This is a genomic window from Streptomyces sp. DF42, assembly GCF_058267695.1.
In genome coordinates, this window is sequence record NZ_CM177859.1 from 754,248 (window position 1) to 772,859 (window position 18,612).

The 18,612-nt window shown below is 72.0% G+C and carries 14 protein-coding genes; 10 read left to right on the plus strand and 4 right to left on the minus strand.

What is annotated here, in order from left to right; all coding sequences use genetic code 11:
• Window positions 1-43 precede the first annotated feature (43 nt).
• The 5 genes from ACYUED_RS03600 to ACYUED_RS03620 all read left to right on the plus strand — a co-directional run bounded on the left by ACYUED_RS03600 (window position 44) and on the right by ACYUED_RS03620 (window position 7,542).
• On the plus strand, window positions 44-1,360 hold the full coding sequence (locus ACYUED_RS03600; RefSeq protein WP_491290865.1) for a S1 family peptidase: 1,317 nt from the start codon (window positions 44-46) through the stop codon (window positions 1,358-1,360).
• Between the two features lie 115 nt (window positions 1,361-1,475).
• Window positions 1,476-3,791 (plus strand): tetratricopeptide repeat protein, encoded by a 2,316-nt coding sequence (locus tag ACYUED_RS03605; RefSeq protein WP_491290866.1) that lies wholly within the window; start codon window positions 1,476-1,478, stop codon window positions 3,789-3,791.
• Between the two features lie 78 nt (window positions 3,792-3,869).
• Entirely contained in the window at window positions 3,870-5,261 is a 1,392-nt protein-coding gene (locus tag ACYUED_RS03610) for a vWA domain-containing protein (RefSeq protein WP_491290867.1), read from the plus strand.
• The gene (locus ACYUED_RS03615; RefSeq protein WP_491290868.1) at window positions 5,258-6,286 is read left to right on the plus strand and encodes a hypothetical protein; all 1,029 of its coding nucleotides are present in this window, start codon (window positions 5,258-5,260) and stop codon (window positions 6,284-6,286) included. The genes ACYUED_RS03610 and ACYUED_RS03615 overlap by 4 nt, the downstream gene beginning before the upstream one ends.
• Complete coding sequence (locus ACYUED_RS03620) at window positions 6,283-7,542, plus strand: ABC transporter substrate-binding protein (RefSeq protein ID WP_491290869.1); 1,260 nt, start codon at window positions 6,283-6,285, stop codon at window positions 7,540-7,542. The genes ACYUED_RS03615 and ACYUED_RS03620 overlap by 4 nt, the downstream gene beginning before the upstream one ends.
• Before the next feature lie 31 nt (window positions 7,543-7,573).
• On the opposite strand, the gene ACYUED_RS03625 is transcribed toward ACYUED_RS03620, so the two are convergent.
• Together ACYUED_RS03625 and ACYUED_RS03630 are read right to left on the minus strand one after the other, a co-directional pair.
• On the minus strand, window positions 7,574-8,074 hold the full coding sequence (locus tag ACYUED_RS03625; RefSeq protein ID WP_491290870.1) for a GNAT family N-acetyltransferase: 501 nt from the start codon (window positions 8,072-8,074) through the stop codon (window positions 7,574-7,576).
• A gap of 68 nt (window positions 8,075-8,142) precedes the next feature.
• Window positions 8,143-9,858: an IlvD/Edd family dehydratase gene (locus ACYUED_RS03630; protein ID WP_491290871.1), complete on the minus strand. Its 1,716-nt coding sequence runs from the start codon at window positions 9,856-9,858 to the stop codon at window positions 8,143-8,145.
• A gap of 47 nt (window positions 9,859-9,905) precedes the next feature.
• Here ACYUED_RS03630 and ACYUED_RS03635 point away from each other — a divergent pair, with 47 nt between their 5' ends.
• From ACYUED_RS03635 to ACYUED_RS03645, 3 genes are read left to right on the plus strand one after another with little or no spacing between them, the layout of a single operon-like run.
• Window positions 9,906-10,721, plus strand: a complete 816-nt coding sequence (locus ACYUED_RS03635) for an IclR family transcriptional regulator (protein WP_491290872.1) — start codon at window positions 9,906-9,908, stop codon at window positions 10,719-10,721.
• Window positions 10,722-10,764: 43 nt separating this feature from the next.
• Window positions 10,765-11,625, plus strand: a complete 861-nt coding sequence (locus ACYUED_RS03640; protein WP_491290873.1) for a fumarylacetoacetate hydrolase family protein — start codon at window positions 10,765-10,767, stop codon at window positions 11,623-11,625.
• A gap of 11 nt (window positions 11,626-11,636) precedes the next feature.
• Window positions 11,637-12,728: a zinc-dependent alcohol dehydrogenase gene (locus ACYUED_RS03645; RefSeq protein WP_491290874.1), complete on the plus strand. Its 1,092-nt coding sequence runs from the start codon at window positions 11,637-11,639 to the stop codon at window positions 12,726-12,728.
• A 100-nt stretch (window positions 12,729-12,828) separates the two neighbouring features.
• On the opposite strand, the gene ACYUED_RS03650 is transcribed toward ACYUED_RS03645, so the two are convergent.
• Entirely contained in the window at window positions 12,829-13,911 is a 1,083-nt protein-coding gene (locus tag ACYUED_RS03650) for a substrate-binding domain-containing protein (protein WP_491290875.1), read from the minus strand.
• Complete coding sequence (locus ACYUED_RS03655) at window positions 13,908-16,436, minus strand: SpoIIE family protein phosphatase (protein ID WP_491290876.1); 2,529 nt, start codon at window positions 16,434-16,436, stop codon at window positions 13,908-13,910. Before ACYUED_RS03655 ends, ACYUED_RS03650 begins: the two co-directional genes overlap by 4 nt.
• Before the next feature lie 262 nt (window positions 16,437-16,698).
• On the opposite strand from ACYUED_RS03655, the gene ACYUED_RS03660 reads away from it, so the two are divergent.
• On the plus strand, window positions 16,699-17,787 hold the full coding sequence (locus ACYUED_RS03660; protein WP_491290877.1) for a sugar ABC transporter substrate-binding protein: 1,089 nt from the start codon (window positions 16,699-16,701) through the stop codon (window positions 17,785-17,787).
• 37 nt (window positions 17,788-17,824) lie between these two features.
• The gene (locus ACYUED_RS03665) at window positions 17,825-18,607 is read left to right on the plus strand and encodes an ATP-binding cassette domain-containing protein (protein WP_491290878.1); all 783 of its coding nucleotides are present in this window, start codon (window positions 17,825-17,827) and stop codon (window positions 18,605-18,607) included.
• The last annotated feature ends 5 nt before the right edge of the window (window positions 18,608-18,612 follow it).

An 18,612-nucleotide genomic window follows, 5' to 3' on the forward strand; every position in this document is an offset into this window, starting at 1 on the left:
AAGTCTAGGGATGCACCATGCTCCGCGCGTAGTGTGAGACAGCATGGGGGAACTGCGTGCGGACTGGAGACTGAGGTTACGGCGCGAGGACGCGCACGGCCCCATCTGCGGCGCGGGCGTGCTCGTCGACCAGAACACCGCGCTGACCTGCGCCCACGTGGTGCGCACCCCGGACGCCGTGATGTGGCTGGAGTTCGCCGAGAACAGCGACATCCAACCCGTGGCGGCGCGGGTCCTGCCCGGCGGCTGGCTGCGCGCGAGCGAGGACGTGGCCGTGCTGCGCCTGGACAACCCGCGCCCGCAGGCTCGCCCCGCCCCGCTGGAACCGGCGTTGTGGGGCGGCATGGAGGTGTACGCGACGGGCTACGCGCAGGGCTTTGACGACGGCATGAGCCTGTGGGGCCGCATCGGCGGGGCCAGCGGCGAGCGGGTCCAGCTCGACGCCGTCACCAGGGCGGAGGTGGTGCGCAAGGGCTTCAGCGGCGCCGCCGTGTGCACCCGCCCGCAGGAAGGCCGTCCGGCCCGCGTGGTCGGCCTCGTCGTCAGCTGGCGCGGCGACATGGAGGCGGCACTGCCCGAGGACAACCGGCTCGCCTTCTCGTATCTCGTCCCGGTCGAGCGTATCGCCGAACTCTCCCCGCTGATCAAGGAGTTGAGCAACCCGAACGCATGGGACAGGCTCTTCGAGGAGCGGTTGACCCGCTGGTTCGAGGACCCGGACGGGGATCCGGTGAAGATCACCGTGGTCCGTCCGGGCAGCGGCAAGGAGCGCTCGCTGCGCCATCTGGAGCACCGTGCCCATGTCGTGCATCGCGGCGGCTCCAGCAGACCGGACCTCGCCGACCACGCCCTGGACCAGATCACCTTCCCGACCGGCGAGTACCTGGCGTACTGGGACTGGCTGCGCGGTACCAGGCCCCGGCCCGCTCAGGCGGCCGACCGTGCGCCCGTCCGCCCGGTCACCGTCCTCGTCGACGGCCTCGACCAGGAACCCGAGCCGGATGCGCTGATCGAACTCCTGGGCCGGCTGCGGGTGTTGGGCTTCCGGTTGCTGCTCGTCTTCCGGCACGAGGGCGGCACCGGCTGGAGCGCGGCCCGCGACGAACTCCTGCGGCCCGCACTGTCGAACCACGCGGACGCGCTCCTGGACCGGCTGCAGCGAGCGGAGTTCAGCCGCGCGGTCCGTCTCGGCGTCGTCGACAGCGCCTCCCTCCACACCCTGACCGAGACAGCCGACCGGCGCCGGCACGAGCGCCGCCTGATCGACGAACTGACGGACCCGCGACAGCAACTCACCCGGTTGCGCGAGCTGATCAGAACCTTGCGCGCCGACTTACGACACCCCGGAGGCCGCGTATGACCGGCAGGCCGCGTATGACCGGCAGGCCGCGTAGGACCGGCAGGCCGCGTAGGACCGGCAGGCCGGGCATGACCGGCTCAGCACGGCCAGGGCAGCAGAGGGGGACGACGAGAGGATGACGGCCTGCCCGCACCGGCGCTTCACCGGAGCCCCCTGCGGCGGCACCGTGCTGCCCACCGGCCACTGCGCCGAGTGCGGCCGCGCGGAGGGCGGTCCCGGGCTGCCCGTACTGCCCCAGGACCCACGGGACTTCGGCCCCCACGACCTCCTCGCCCTGCCCGAGCGCCCGTCACGCCCCGCGCAGGAGCGCCTCATCCGGCCCGAGGCACCGCTGCGCATCCGCATGGGCTGCTCGGCCGCCGAATGCGGCATCACGTTCGCCCCGCCCTACACCGAGGGTCAGGTGCCGACCGAGGGGTTCTGCCCGGCCTGCGGCGCGCGCTACTCGTACAAGCCGGAGCTCACCGAGGGCGGGCTGCTGCGCGACCAGTACCGGATCATGGGGCCCATCGCGCACGGCGGCCAGGGCTGGGTCTACCTCGCCGAGGACACCCATCTCGGTGACGTCGTCGCCGTCAAGGGACTGCTCAACCGCTACGAACACGACGGCGCCCGGCTCGCCGACGTCGAACGCCGCAACCTCGTCGCCATCCGCCACCCGCGCATCGTCCAGATCCGCGACTTCGTCGCGCGCAGCGACCGGGCAGGTCAGGTCACCGGCGGCTACATCGTCATGGACGACGTCGGCGACGGCACCCTGGAGAAGGTCGTCGAGGAGACCCGGCGGGGTGAGTCGGTGCTCGACATCGAGCACGTCGCCGCGTACGGCTGCCAGATCCTGGAGGCCTTCGTCCATCTGCACGCCGGCGGCGAACGCGTCTTCGTCTACGGGGACATGAAGCCCTCGAACGTCGTGCACCACGGGGACGCGGTCAAGGTCATCGACCTCGGCGGCATGCGCGAGCAGGACGAGAGCCGGCCCCAGCCCCCCGCCCATGTCACTCCCGAGTACATGGCTCCCGAGACGGGGTCCGTGGCCGTGCCCACCGTCGCCCACGACCTGCACACCGTCGGTGTCACCCTGCGGGAACTCGCCCGCTGGGCTGTGGACGAGGTGCCCGGCCTCGGCACCGCCTCCTTCTGGTGGGTCGTCGAGCGCGCCACCCGCGGCGATCCGGGTCTGCGCTTCGCCGACGCCCGGGAGATGGCCGGCCAACTGCGCGGCGCGCTGAGGGAGATCCGCGCCCTGCGCGGCAAGAGCGACCCGCCCGAGCCCTCCGACTACTTCCGGCCGTCCCCGCAGCTGCTCGGCGCCCGGCTCGGCACCGTGCCGGGCATCGAGCACTGGCTGGACCGCCCACGCCGCGACCGATACTGGCCGCCCGAGGCCCCCGCCCTCGACCTCGGTGCGCCCACGCCCACGGAGATCGCCCGCTGTCTGCCGGTACCAAGACGCTATCCGGGCGATCCGCAGACCGCGCGGTTCGAGGTGAGCAGCGGCTACGACCCGGGCCAACTCCTCGACCAGGAGTACGAGAAGCCGCAGTCGGTGGAGATCTGCCTGCACAACGTACGCGTCCTGCTGCGCCGCAACACGCTGGAGGACCTGGCGCTCGCCCAGGAGGAACTCGACACCGCGGACTCCATCCCGGGGCCGTCCGCGGTGCGCCGGTGGCGGCTCGAATGGCACCGCGCGCTGCTCGCGCTGCGCAGCGCCGGCCTGGAGGAGGTTCCGCGCCAGGTCGCCGAGGCCAGGAACCACTTCGCGAAGGTCCATCTCGAACTCCCCGGCGAGTACGCGCCCAAACTGGCCCTCGCCTACTGCGGGGAGCGACTCGGCGACGACTCGGCCGGACCCACCGCGAAGGAACTGTACGAGGCGGTGTTCGCCCGCAACCCCGCTCACGGCGGCGCCGCCCTCGGCCTGGCCCGGCTCGCGCTGCGTGCGGGCGACCGCCGGGCGGCCCTCGACGTACTGGGCCGGGTCCGCCCCGGCACCCTGGACCACACCGTCGCCCGGATCGCCTCCTTACGCATCCGCGCGGCCCGGCTGCCCGGAGACGGCGATCCGCTGCCGGCACCCACCGAGGTCGACGCGGCCCTGACCGAACTGCGCGGCCTCGAGGGCCAGCGACCGGGCGCCGGCGAACCGAGCCTGTCCGAGGACGAGGCGCTGCGCCTGAGCACCGAAATGCACGAATGGAAACTGGACGCGCTGCATTCCCGCAGCGACCGGCCCGGCTCACCGGGAGCGGGAGCCGGACGGCTCGACGCCCGCCGCCTCAGACGCCTGGGCCCACAGGAACGCGAGTTGCGCCGACAGGTGGAGAAGCACTACCGCCAACTGGCCGCACGCCACCGGGAGTCGGTCACCGTCCACGACCACCTCGTGGACCTCCTGCACGCGGTACGCCCCCAGACCAGGTTCTGACCGCACGGCCACCACGGACCGGACGGCGCCCCCACGCGGTCCGGTCGGCGACGAAGGGGAAGGAGCGGTGAGGTACGAATGAGCAGCCACACCCGGCCGCAGCAGCCGGGCATCCAGCTGCACGTCGATCTCGACGGCGATCTGCGCCCGCACCGCAGCGTGAAGATCGAGGCGCATCTGCGGGTCGACGTGTCCGCCGACGGTGCTCCCACCGACCTGCCCGCGGTCGAACTCGCCGTGATCATCGCGGTGGACGTCGCCCGGCGTCACCGGGAGTCCGTCCGACGGGCCCTGCCGGCCGCCTTGCGCGCCCTGCCCGACGGCATCTCCTTCACCGTGCTCGGCGGCGGCCCCGAGCCCGTGCGGTGCTATCCGCGGGGCGACGACGAGTGGGCCGTCGCCGACCAGCACGAGAAGCGGCGGGCCGCCTTCGCCGTCGGCTCGCTCCCGCTGCACGGGGAGGGCCCGCGTCCCGCCGGGTACGCCGCCTGGGCGGCCAGGTCACGCGCCCTGCTCTTCGGCCGGCCGCTGTCCGTACGCCATCTGGTGCTGATCACGGACGGCAGCAGCGCTCCGGGCGAGACCCGTCTGGAGGAGGAACTGGACGCCTGCGCCGGGCAGTTCACCTGCGATGTGCTGGCGGTGGGCTCGGAATGGGCCCCGGACCCCCTGCTGACCCTCGCCGAACGGCTGCACGGCACCGCCGAGTTCGTGGACGACGGCCTGGCCCGGACGATCACCGCGGCCATCAAGCGCCTGCGCCGGGTGCACACCCCCCAACTGCCGATCGAGGTGACCGTAAGACCGTCGGTGCGCCAGGTCTCGCTCAGCGAGAAGGCACCCCGGCCGCACCGTCTCGGCGGGCTGCCCCAGCCCGGCCGGCCGCACCGCTGGAGCTTCCCGACCTACCAGTGGGAGCAGGGCAGACGCGACTACCTGCTCACGCTCGTGGCCGACGCCGACGCCGATCCGCTGGAGACCGAGCTGCAGTTCGCCATGGTCTCCGTCGGCGAGGTGCATGCGCCCGTCATCGCCCGCTGGCACCGTCCCGCGCAGCCCCCGCCGCACGCCCCGGCGGGCGCCGACAGCGTGCGCGACCTGAACGCCACCGGACGGATGCGCAGTGCTCTGCGCCGGGGGCTCGTCGCTCTCCAGGACCACAGACGGGACACCGCCGAGAAGTGTCTGGGGCAGGCGGCACGTCTGGCGGCGGAGTTCGGCACGGACTGGGTGCTGGCCGAGATCCACGCGGTTGCCGACATCGAGGACGCGGCCGCCGGGCGGGTCCGGCTGCGCACCGCGGTCGACGCCGGCACGCTCGGCCCGATGATCCTGCGCGCCGGGTCCCGTCCCGGTGGACTGCTGACCGAGGCCGTCAACGCGCGGCCGGGTCCGCGCTGCGGCGGCTGCGGCACCGTGGCCGGGAGCGAGGCCCGTTACTGCATCGCCTGCGGGGAGAAGCTGCTGTGAAGACCGGACCCGTCGCCTTCTTGCGCCGCAGCTCCCCCGCCGCTTTCTGGCGCAGGCGGCTGGCCCTCTGGCGGACCCGCCGGCTGCTGGAGATGCATCTGCTCATCCTGACGTTGTGCGCGATCGTGGCGGCGATCGCGCTGCTCGGCTGCTACCGGCAGACCCAGCGTGGCGTGGAGGCGCTCTCGTCCCGGGAGGCACCGGCCGTCCAGGGGCTCGCCGCGGCCCGGCTCGCGGCGCTGCGTGCCGACTGGGAGGTCCGCGTCCTGGTGACGCACCACCTTGTCGACGTCGCCGGCTCGGGCGAGTCCTACCGCTCCCAGCTGTCCGCCGCCGACCAGGGGTTGTCCCGCATCGCCGACCGGACGGACCAGGACCTGGGCACCGTCAACGGTCTGCTCGCCACCTACGGCAACTCACTCAACCTCGGCATGTCCATGGGCCGCGACCAGCAGCTCATGCAGGAGCAGAAGTTCGACGAGGCGACGTCGCTGCTCACCCGCAAGGACGTGGGCCTCGCGCCCCGTCTGAGCTCACTGCAGCGGATCCAGATGACGCACGCCGAAGCCACCGCCTCCCTGGGGACGTGGCAGCGCGCGGGCTGGTGGCTCGCCGAACTCGCCCTCGCGGCCCTGGCGTTGACGCTGCTCTCGGCACTGTTCGTGCTGCGCGACCGCTGCGGCCGCGACTGGAACCCGTATCTGCTCGCGGCCTTCGTCATCACCGTGCTGCTCGCGGTGGTCCCGCTGATGACGACCTCCTCCACCGAGAGCGATCTCGACGGCGCGATCAAGGGCCTGCGGAAGATCACCCACATGTCCCAGCAGGACTGCTGCCACGACACACTGCCCGGCACCCAGCGGCAGGTCACGGAGACGTCCGAGGACGTCCGACGGGAACTGGCCGACGGCTCCTGGACCGACAGGGTGTACCGGGGCACCCTGATCGGCGGTCTGCTGCTCATCGCCCTGCCCGCGTCGGGGCTCGTTCTCCGGCTCGACAAGGACTACTGGAGGCGACGGTGACCCGGCGGTTCAAGATGCTGGTCTTCCTCGTGGTGATGCTGCTGATCGCCGCCGCCGGGATGGTGGTCGTCTGGGAGCAGCAGAACGACGACGAGCCCGTCACCATCCTCGGCACGTGGACCGCCGGCCAGGAAAAGGACTTCAAGAAGGTGCTGCGCAGCTTCGGCATCCCCTTCCACTACCAGGGCACCGCGGCGCAGCGTGAGGTGCTGCTCTCCAAGGTGCAGTCGGGGGAGCCGCCGGACATCGTGATCATGCCGGGTCTCGGCGAACTCGCCGAGTACGCCGACCAGAAGCACCTCAAGCCGCTGGACCGGCTCTACCACCCGCAGGAGTACGGCTCCCCCTGGAAGCAGACGGGAGAGTCCTCCAAGCACGTGTTCTGGGTCCCGGTCAAGGCCGACCTGAAGAGCATCGTCTGGTACCGCCAGGGCCACAGGCCCGCCACCTCACCTGCGCCGCTGCGGAGTTGGTGCATCGGCATGGGTGACGACGGCGCCTCCGGCTGGCCCGGTACCGACTGGATCGAGGATCTGGTGCTGCAACGGTCGGGGCCGGCCGTCTACCAGAAGTGGGCGCTCGGCAAGCCGGGGGCGTGGTGGAACAGCGCACCGGTGCGCGACGCCTGGCAGGCGTGGGCCCGTCTGCTCCAGCAGGACAGAGGCCTGGCCAAGCAGGCCCTGCTCACCGACCACCGCGGTGACCCCGACCACCACGGCCTGCTCTTCGACGGCCGGCGCGGATGCACTCTGGAGCACCAGGGCTCCTTCGCCACCTCCTTCTACGGAGAGAAGTACGCGAAGCGCGCGGCCCTGGTGGACTCCGCGCCGCTGCTGCCCGGCGGCCCGGACCGGGCCCGCGCCCATGAGGTGACCGGCGACTTCGCCGCCCTGTTCAGCGACCGTCCCCAGGCCCAGGAACTGATCGAACGGCTCACCTCCAAGGCGGGCCAGCAGACATGGGCCGGCACCGCGGCCGTCTTCTCGGCGAATCGCCAGGTGCGGCCACGGAAGGACGCGGTCGAACGCGAGATCGTCGAGCGCCTCAATGGTGACGGCCCCCGCTGTCTGGACGCCTCGGACGTCATGCCGCCCGCCGTGCGGGACGCCTTCTACGAGGCCGCCCTGCTGACCATCGCAAGGGTCGCCGCGCACGAGGACCCCGGCATCGACGGGCTCCTCCAAGGTGTGCAGCTCGTCCAGAAGGCCCAGCCGCCCAGGCCTTCGGCACCCCGGACGGTGTGCAGCACAGAGTGAAAGCCCCGCCAACGCCGTCCCGGGAGAGGCCCTAGGACCCGTGCACCAGGTCGCGCTCGTACCAACTGCCCGACTTGCCGCCGAGGTCGGTCGGACCGGCCGGGCCGACCGGGACGAACCCGGCCTTGACCAGCACCCTTTGGGATGCCGCGTTGTCGTGGGAAGCGGCCGCCCGCAGTGTGCGCAGCCCGTGCCGTGTCGCGGCCAGCCGGCACAGTTCACGGACGGCTGCGGTCGCCACGCCGCGGCCGGAGAAGTGTTCGGCGACCCGGTAGCCGAGTTCGGCGGTGCCGTCGTCGAACTCGTACAGGTTGAACCGCCCCACGACCGAGCCGTCCTCGGTCACGAGCACGTAGAAGGCGCCGGTGCCGGCCTCCTGCCGATCCAGCAAAGCGCTGTGCCGGTCGGTGAACTGCTCGAAGAACTCCTCGCCACGGTCGGAGACCGCGGCGGCGAAGTAGGCGCGGTTCGCCAGCTCGAAAGCCAGGACCGCCGGGGCGTGGCCGGCGTGCAGCCGCTGGAGATCGGGCATTGCCCGACTGTACCCGGGCGACGCGCCGACGCCACCCGGGTTTCGGATGAGGGAGGCCGCCGCTGCCCTCAGTGCGACTCCCGGCTCACTTCAGAGCCGCTGGAGCCGACCAGGAAGTCCAGGTCGGCGCCCGAGTCGGCCTGGAGGACGTGGTCGACGTAGAGGCGTTCCCAGCCGCGGCGGGGGTTCGCGAAGCCGGTGACGGTGGCCTTGTCCGGGGTTCTGCGGGCGAGTTCGTCGGCGGGTACGTCGAGGTCGATACGGCGGGCTTCGACATCCAGCGTGATGAGGTCTCCGGTCCGCACCAGGCCGAGTGGGCCGCCCGCTGCGGCCTCCGGTGCCACGTGCAGGACGACCGTGCCGTACGCGGTGCCGCTCATCCGTCCGTCGCAGACGCGGACCATGTCACGGACGCCCTGTTCGAGGAGCTTCTTCGGCAGGGGCATGTTCGACACCTCGGGCATGCCCGGGTAGCCCTTGGGGCCACAGCCGCGCAGGACGAGGACGGAGTCCGCGTCGACGTCGAGTCCGGGGTCGTCGATACGGGCGTGGAAGTCCTCGATGCTGTCGAAGACGAGGGCACGGCCGCGGTGGCGCAGCAGGTGCGGGGAGGCCGCGGCCGGTTTGATCAGCGCCCCGTCCGGTGCGAGGTTGCCGCGGAGCACGGCGATGCCGCCCTCGGCGACCAGCGGTTCGGCACGGGTGCGGATGACCTCGCCGTCCCAAATCGGCGCGTCGTCGAGGTGGCTCACGAGGGGCTCGCCGGTGACGGTCAGCGCGCCGGGATCGAGCAGGTCGCGTACCTCGCGCAGGACGGCGAGGAGACCGCCGGCGCGGTGGAAGTCCTCCATGAGGAAGCGGCCGGCCGGCTGGAGGTCCACCAGGACGGGGACGCGGGAGCCGATGCGGTCGAAGTCGTCGAGGGTCAGGTCGATGCCCAGTCGGCCCGCGATGGCCAGGAGGTGGACGACCGCGTTGGTCGAACCGCCGACGGCGGCCAGTGCCACGATCGCGTTGTGGAAGGACGCCTCGGTCAGGAACGAGCCCGGCCGCCGTTCGGCGCCCACCATCTCCACGGCCAGCCGGCCGGTGAGGTGCGCGGCCTGGAGAAGCCGGCTGTCGGGGGCGGGAGTTCCGGCCGTGCCGGGCAGGGTCGTGCCCAGGGCCTCCGCCACCAGCGCCATCGTCGAGGCGGTGCCCATGGTGTTGCAGTGCCCGCGGCTGCGGATCATCGACGACTCGGACCGGGTGAACTGCTCCTGGGAGAGCGTGCCGGCCCGGACCTCCTCCGACAGCCGCCACACATCGGTGCCGCAGCCCAGCGGCGTCCCGCGGAAGGTCCCGGTGAGCATCGGGCCGCCGGGCACGACGACCGCGGGCAGGTCCACCGAGGCGGCGGCCATGAGCAGCGAGGGGATGGTCTTGTCGCAGCCGCCCAGCAGGACGACACCGTCGATGGGGTTGGCCCGCAGCATCTCCTCCGTGGCCATCGCGGCCATGTTGCGCCAGAGCATGGCCGTGGGCCGCACCTGCGTCTCGCCCAGCGACACCACGGGCAGGTCCAGCGGGACCCCACCCGCCTCGTGCACACCGTCACGCACCGAGGCCGCGACCTCGTTCAGGTGCGCGTTGCACGGGGTCAGATCCGACGCGGTGTTGGCGATGGCGATCTGCGGCCGGCCGGTGAAGGCGTCGTCCGGCACGCCCCGCCGCATCCACGCCCGGTGGATGTAGGCGTTGCGGTCCTGTCCCTCGTACCACTGCGCGCTGCGGAGCCGAACCATGGAGTTCCTTCCAGTAATCGGTACAGCGGTCTACAGTTCGGAACACCATGGAGGATACGCAGACGTACGACGGATCGACAGCCCCCGGCGGGGCGGGCGCCGACGGCGGCCGGCTCGTGGGCTCGGACCGGGTGCTCGCGGTCCTCAAGGAGCTCGCGCGATATCCCGACGGGGTGGGGCTGGAGGAGCTGACCCGCGTGATCGGCAGCCCGAAGCCGACCGTGCACCGGGCTCTGGGCGCCCTGCGCCGGGCCGGTCTGGCCGACCAGGACACCCGCGGCCGCTATGTGCTGGGTGACGAGTTCCTGCGTATGGCCTTCGCCCATCACGAGGTCCGGCCCGATCACATGCGCGTCCGCCCGGTGCTGGAGGCGCTGGCGCACCGGTTCGGCGAGACCGCGCACTACGCGGTTCTGGACGGCCGTGAGGTCGTCTACCGCGCCAAGGTCGATCCGCCCACCGGTGCCGTCCGTCTGACCTCGGCGATCGGCGGGCGCAACCCCGCCCACGCCACCGCGGTCGGAAAGCTGCTGCTCGCAGGGCAGTTGGGCTCGCCGGACGAGGTCGCGGCGTGGATCGGCGACCGCCCTCTGGAGCGTCGCACGCCGCGGACCCTGTGCACGGCCGTCGACCTGCACCGTGAGATGGGGGCCACCCGCGAGCGGGGCTACGGCCTCGACGCCCAGGAGAACGAGACCGGGGTCAACTGCCTTGCTCTGCCGGTGTACTTGACCTCGCCGACGTCGCCCTCCGGGGCCGTGAGCGTCAGCGCGCTGGCCTACCGGACACCCCTGGAAACCCTGGTCGACGCGCTCGCCGAGATCCGCGGCCTCCTCGGCCCGCTCGGCGAGCCGCACCGCTGAAGACCCGTCCGCCCCCATCGATCCGACCCTGGAGACCGACCTCGTGTACCTCATGCGTATAGGCGCGCCCGGCGCCGAGAAGCCCGTTGCCCGTATCGACGACGAGACCTACGTCGACCTCTCCGACGTCGTCACGGACTTCGACGAGGCGTTCTTCGGGTCGGGCGGCATCGACCGCGTCCGCCCCGTCGTGGCCGAGCGGGTGGCGGCGGGACAGGTGTCCCGCTTCGCCGGAGAGCGCGTCGGCGCTCCGATCGCCCGCCCCCACCAGATCCTGTGCATCGGGCTCAACTACCGTGACCACGCGGCCGAGAGCGGCATGGCCGTGCCGGACGAGCCGATCCTGTTCACCAAGTCACCCAACACCCTGGTCGGCCCGTACGACGACGTGCGTATTCCTCGCGGCTCCACGAAGACCGACTGGGAGGTGGAGCTCGGCATCGTGATCGGCAGGCGTACCGGCTACCTGGATTCGGTGGAGGAGGCCCGCGACGCCATCGCCGGGTACGTCGTCGTCAACGACGTCAGCGAGCGCGCCTTCCAGCTGGAGCGCGGCGGCCAGTGGGCGAAGGGCAAGTCCGCCGAGACCTTCAACCCCGCAGGCCCCTGGCTCGCCACCGCCGACGAGATCGACGACGTCCTCGCACTGGACATGTGGCTGGACGTCAACGGGGTCCGCCGGCAGACCGGCAGCACCAAGACGATGGTCTTCGACCCGTATGTCATCGTGCACTACCTCAGCCAGTTCCTCGTCCTGGAGCCCGGCGACCTGATCAACACGGGCACCCCGCCCGGCGTGGGCATGGGCCTCACCCCGCCCGTGTATCTCCAGCCGGGCGACGTGATGGAACTGGGCATCAGGCACCTCGGCACACAGCGCCAGCACGTGCTCGGACCCCGGTGAGTCCTGGCACGATGCGTGCCTTCGTGCTGACCGGCCCCGGTGCGTACGCGGTCCCGTGCGTGCCGGCGCCGGCGGCCGGCCCCGGCGAAGCCGTCGTGGACGTCGAGCGGGTCGGCGTCTGCGGAACCGACGTCGAGTTCTTCACCGGCGCGATGGCGTATCTCCACCACGGTCACGCCGCCTACCCGATGCGCCTGGGCCACGAGTGGGCCGGTCGCGTGACGGCGGTCGGTGCCGGGGTCGACCCCGCGTGGATCGGCCGCCGTGTCATGGGCGACACGATGCTCGGCTGCGGCGACTGCCGCCGGTGCCGGCGCGGCCGTCAGCATGTGTGCGACAAACGGCAGGAGGTCGGCGTACGGGGAGACCGGCCCGGCGCTCTGGCCGAGCAACTGGCCGTCCCGGTCTCCTCGTTGCACGTCCTGCCCGACGCGGTGGACGCCTCACTCGGCGCCCTCGTGGAGCCGGGCGGCAACGCCCTGCGGGCCGCACGCGCCACCGCGGCGGGGTCCGGCGACCGGGTGCTGGTGCTCGGGCCGGGGACGATCGGGCTGCTGGTCGCGATGTTCCTGCGGGCCGCCGGTGCGGAGGTCCACCTGATGGGCCGCACCGGCGACTCGCCGGCCTTCGTCCACGGTCTCGGCTTCGCCCACGTGTGGCCGGAGGGCTCGGTTCCCGATCTGCCCTTCGACGCGGTCGTCGACGCCTCGAACGCCGCCCATCTGCCGGACCTCGCGCTGGAGTCGGTCGAACCGGGCGGCCGGCTCGTGTACATCGGGCTGGCCGGCGATCCCAGCCGGATCGACACCCGCACGCTCGCCCTCAAGGACGTGACCGCGGTGGGTGTCCTGTCCGCCTCCCCCGGACTCGATGCCGCCATCCGGGCCTACGCGGAGGGCCTCGTCGATCCGCGGCCGCTTGTCGCCGCCACCGTGAGCCTCGACGAGGTCGGCCCCGTACTCGCCGGCGAACGCCCGCCCGGCGCCGGGCCGGGCCCCAAGATCCATGTGGACCCGCGACTCGGTCGGGCGAGGACGGCCCGGCCCCATGAGTGCCGCACGGAATCAGCGACGCCGCCCGACCCCGACACCGGTGAGCCGTGAGCCGTGAGCCGACGGGGCGGGAGCGGCAGTCCCGAGCGGGCCCCGATACGCGCGTGAGCCGCCGCACCCTCATGCGCCAGATCCGCCGCAGGCGCCGTCGCTACGGCGCGAGCCCGCCCCTCTCACAGGCGTGCCGGTACTCCCGGGTGCAGATCGCGTCGAGCGTGTACACCCCGCCGTCGACGAGGATCCGCCTGACGTCCCGGACCGTCACGGCGCTCGGGGTGAGCAGGACGGACGGGATGTTCCGGGTGGTGGGACTGTCGGTCGTCGTCTCGGCCACCTTCCCGAGATCGTCGCCGCGGCCCAGCGTGACGGCCATGGTCGCGGCCGCGGCGGCCTCCGTCCCGAACCTCTTGTACACCGTCATGTACTGCTCCCCCGCGACGATGCGCCGTACGGCGTCGAGGTCGGCGTCCTGACCGGTGACCGGGGGAAGCGGCCTGACGCCCGCGCGCTTGAGAGCCGAGATGGCACCGGCGGCTATCGCGTCGTTGGCCGCCAGGACCCCGCCGATCCGGTCGGGGCCCAGGGCCGCGATGGCGGCGGACATCTCGACGTGGGCGTTGTCCGCGCTCCAGCCCTGGGTGTCGTACGACCTGCCGATCCTCACCTTGCCCGCGATGACCGACAACGCGCCCCTCCTGTACCAGGCCGCGTTGGGGCTGGTCGGATCGCCGTTCAGCATGACGACCTGCTTGCCGGCCGCCTTGTCCCCCATGGCGTTCAGGAGTGCGCGGCCCTGGAGCCTGCCGACCTGCCCGCCGTCGAAGCTGACGTAGCCGGAGACGGGGCCCTGCACGAGCCGGTCGTACGCGACGACCGGTACGCCCGCCCGGTGGGCCTCCTGGGTCGAGGACCGCAGGGCCTTGGTGTCGGCGGCGTCGAGGATCAGGACCTTGACCCCCTTGGTGATCATGGAGGTCACCTGTTGCCGCTGTCTGTCGGCGTCGTTCTCCGCGTTGGCGTACTCCATCGTGCAGCGCGGGCACAGTTCCTTGAGCCGTTTCTCGATCAGCGGCTTGTCGGAGTGCTCCCAGCGCGGGACCGCTCGGCTGGGGAGGAGCAGGCCGACGGCGAAGCTGTCCGTGCCCGCGTTGCCGTCTTTGCCGCAGGAGACCTGGGACATCGTCATGAGTGCCGCGACGAGGGCCGCGACGGCTTGCCATCCACGGGTCCTCACGGCAGGCTCCCCCCGGCCGGCCGGGGCTCGGGCTCGGCGGGTGCCGGCTCTCGCGGCGGCACGGCGATCTCGCTCCACACCTGCTTGCCGCCGGCCACCGGCATCGAGCCGAAGCTCTCCGACATCGCCTCGACCAGCAGCAGCCCCCGGCCACCGGTCGACTCCCAGTCCACGATCACCGGCTTGGCGGGCGCGCGCGGTGAGGAGTCGCTGACACAGACGCGCACCCGGTCCCCACGCAGCATGAGATCGAGGCGGACGGCGCCCTGTGTGTGCACCAGGGCGTTGGTGACCAGTTCGGACACGACCAGCAGCACCGCGTCGGCGACGTCCTCCGCCTTCCAGTGCCGCAGCGTGCGCGCGGTGAAGCGGCGGGCGTGCATGACGGCGTCGGGCAGCCGCCACACCACCCAGCCGGCCCGGATCGGCCGGGTCCGCATGCCGTCGTAGCGCAGCAGCAACAGCGCCACGTCGTCCTCGCGGCGGCCGACATCACCGAGCAACCGGTCGGCCATGCGCCCCAGATCCGCCGGATCGGCGGCGGCGAGCGCCGTGCGGGTCTGCTGCATGCCCTCGTCGATGGGCAGGCCTGCGGCCTCCACCAGACCGTCGGTGAGCAGCGCGAGCACCGTGCCGGGGGGCAGCTCGACCGCGGTCATGGGGAACTCGGCCTCCTCCAGTATGCCCAGGGGGAGCCCGCCCTCGACCTCTATCTCCTCCGTACTGCCGTCGGGGTGGCGCACCAGGGGTGCGAGGTGCCCGGCCCTCACGAACAGGGTGTTGCCCTGCTCCAGGTCCAGTTCGGCATAGCAGCAGGTGGCGAAGAGATCGGTCTCCATGCCGACGAGGAGGCGGTTGGCGTGCGCGACGACCACGTCGGGCGGGTGGCCCTCCACCGCGTACGCCCTGACCGCGGTACGCATCTGGCCCATGATGGTCGCCGCTCCCGCGCTGTGCCCCTGCACATCGCCGATGACCAGCGCCACCCGGTCCTCGGACAGGGCGATGACGTCGTACCAGTCGCCGCCCACCTGAAGGCCTCGCCGGGCGGGCAGATAGCGGGCCACGGCCGTCCCGCCGGGCAGTTCGGGCAGCCGCCGGGGCAGCAGGCTGCGCTGCAGCATCGTCGCGAGTTCCTGCTCGGCGTCGTGCTCGTGCGCGCCCTTGAGGGCCTGTCCGACGAGCGCCGCGGTGGCCGTCAGCAGGGACCGCTCGTCGGGGACGAACTCGTGCGGCCGGTCCCAGCCGATCAGGCACAGACCGGCGACACGTCCCCTGGCGGGCAGCGGCAGGACGGCCAGGCCTCCGCCACCGATGCCCGCGAGTCCGGGTTCGAAGGCCGTGCCGGCGGGCCACAGATCCAAACGCCCGTCCCGCAGGGCCAGTTGGAGGGTGGGCAGGGCGCCGATCGGGGCCTCGGGCCATTCCGTACGCCACTGGGCACGCCAGCTCTCCGGCCAGGCGTCGGGCTGCGGCGGGTCGAGCACGGTGACCATGAGCCGGTCGCCCTGCAGCTCGGCGAGCGCCACCCGGTCGGCGCCCAGCGGCTCCCGCAGCGCGGTGACCACCACACGGCTGACGTCACGCACCGTCGTGGCGTCGTCGAGGGCGGTGGTCAGCCACTGGATACGGGAGACGTCGTCGGCGCTCCGGCGCAGGACGGACGTCGGCGTCACCACCCCCAGCACCTGCTCGGGGCTGTCGTCGGTGCTCGCCACGACACGGCAACACAGACTCAGCCAGCGCATCTCACCGGTGGGGCCGCGGACCCGGAACTCCAGCTCCCGTCGGCCGAACGCCTGGGGTGCCGGTTCCAGGACCGACACCAGCGCGTGCATGTCCTCGGGAAGGGCGTGCGCGAGCAGGGTGTCCGCCTTGCCGTCGAAGTCGGCCGGTGTGATGCCGACGAGGCCGAGCAGGGTTTCGTCCGCCTCGATCAGGCCGGTGTCCGGCACCAGGACGAAGGAGCCGGCGCGCAGACTCCGCAGGGCGGGCCCCAGTACTGCCGACGGCCCGGGGGTGTCGGCGGCGGACACGAGCATGCGGCTGACCGCGTCGGCGTACCGCTCCAGGAAGCGTCGTTGCTCGGGCTCGAAGCCGTCGGCGGACGTCCCCACGACGACCAGGCAGCCCTGGCGTCTCCCCTCCGGCCCGAGGGGCAGGACGCCGAGCGACGCCTCCGCGCCCGGTACGGGCCCACCCTCGGAGGAGACCTGCTCGGCAGGATCGAGCCACAGGGGCCGGTCGGTGCGGAGGGAGGAGGCCGCGGGTGACTCCCCGGACAGCGGCAGACGCTCGGGCAGCCGTTGGTCGGAAGGGGCCCAACAGGCCGTCTCCGCAAGGCGAAGCTCCTGCCGGCCGGCCTCGGGCAGATAGACGGCCGCCATGGCCGCTCCGGCGAAGGCCAGGGCCCGCTCGCCCGCTGCCGCTACCGGCACCGGACGCAGCGCACCGGTGTCCGTGGCATCGGCCCCGGATGCCCGCAGCTGAGAGACTCCGGCCCGGGCACGGCCGTCGTGAGGCATGTCGGCAGCTACCTCCCGTCCGTGCCGCTGATGCGGCTGAGATCGGGCAACCCACACCAGAATCGCATATGCGGGCGAACCACACCGGGCGTCCGGCGGACACAGCCGTATCAGTGACCACCGCCGCGCTCTCAGGCCGTGTCGACGACCGCCGCCGCGTTCGCAGATCGCCGTGGCCGGTGCGAGACTGACGACGGGTCGTCCTGCCGCCACCATGCGGCACTTCCCAGGTGGATCTCCGTTCCGGAGGGAGGTCTCCGACATGAAGGCCTGCATACGGGGCGCGGCCCTCGCCATGACCGCGATCTCGACGGCCGTTGCTCTGTCGGCCTGCGGGTCGAGCCCCGGGAAGGACCCGGAAGGGACGGGCACACCGAAGATCGCCCTGCTGCTCCCGGACGCCACCACGGCCCGGTGGGAGGCGGAGGACAGGCCCCGGCTGGAGAAGAAGATCACGCAGCTGTGCAGGGACTGCACGATCGAGAACGCCAACGCGAAGGGCGATGTGGCGATCCAGCAGGAACAGATGGACTCGATGATCACCAAGGGCGTCGACGCCATCGTGCTCGTGGCGGTGGACGCCAGATCCCTCGGCCCGGCGGTCACGAAGGCGGCCGCGGCGGACATCCCGGTGATCGCCTACGACCGGCTCTCCCAAGGCCCGATCTCGGGTTACGTCTCCTTCGACGGCGAGGAGGTCGGCCGGCTGCAGGGCAGGGCGCTGCTGAAGGCCATGGACGGCAGCGGGCCGAGCCCGCAGATCGTCATGATGAACGGGGATCCCAGCGATCCCAACGCGGTGTCGTTCAGGAAGGGCGCGCTGTCCGTACTCTCGGGGCGCGTGAGGATCGGCAAGGCGTACGACACGCTTCAGTGGAGGCCGGAGAACGCCAACCTGAACATGTCCGGGGCCATCGCCGCCCTCGGCGCCGACCGTATCCAGGGGGTCTACGCCGCCAACGACGGCCTCGCCGCGGGCAGCATCTCCGCCCTCAAGGCAAACAAGGTGGACCCGCTGCCCCCGATCACCGGGCAGGACGCCGAGCTCGGAGCCGTACAGCGCATCGTCGCCGGCGACCAGTACATGACCGTGTACAAGCCCTTCGGCCCCGAGGCCTCTTCGGGCGGCGCCATGGCCGTGGCCGCGGCCCGCCGCACGAGTCTCGACGAGGTCGGCAAGGACAAGGTGAGGACCAGCGGCGGGAAGTCGGTGCCGGCGGTCCTGCTCACGCCCGTGCCCGTGACCGCCCCCACCATCAAGGACACCTTGGTGAAGGACGGCTTCTACACCGTCCGGCAGATCTGCGTCCCCCCGCTCAAGGCGGACTGCACCAGGGTGGGTCTGACCTGACGATCCCGTTCCGCCCGAGTCCCGGCCTGGGAAGGAGATGGTTTCCGTGCCGACTCCCCCCTTGCTGGCGCTGCACGGCGTGTGCAGACGCTTCGGCGCTGTCGAGGTTCTCAAGGACGTCGAGCTGGAAATCCACGCCGGACAGGTCGTCGCGCTGCTCGGCGACAACGGGGCCGGCAAGTCCACCCTCGTCAAGGTGATCTCCGGCGTCGCCCCCGCGGACCGGGGCGTCATCGAGTGGGAGGGCCGGTCGGTGCACATCAGGCGCCCGCACGACGCCCGGGACCTCGGTATCGCCACCGTCCACCAGGATCTCGCGCTGTGCGGGAATCTCGACGTCGTCGGCAATCTCTTCCTCGGCCGGGAGATCCGCAGGTTCGGGTTCCTCGACGAGATGGAGATGGAGAGCCGCACCATGATTCTGCTGAAGCGGCTGACCAAGAGCGTCCCGGACCTGCGGGCCCCCCTTGTCACCCTGTCCAGCGGTCAGCGGCAGACGGTGGCCATCGCACGTTCGCTCCTCGGCGACCCCCGGGTCCTCCTCCTGGACGAACCGACCGCGGCGCTGGGCTTCGAGCAGACCACCGAGGTCCTGGATCTCGTCGACACGCTGCGTGACCGCGGTATGGGGGTACTGCTGATCAGCCACAACATGGGGGACGTCAAGGCACTCGCGGACCGGGCCGCCGTGCTGCGGCTCGGTCGCAACAACGGCTTCTTCAACGTGAACACCGCGTCCCAGGAACAGATCATCTCCTCCATCACCGGCGCCACGGAGAACGTGCCGCGCCGGCCGGCATCCCAGGAGGCGGGGTGGTGACAGGG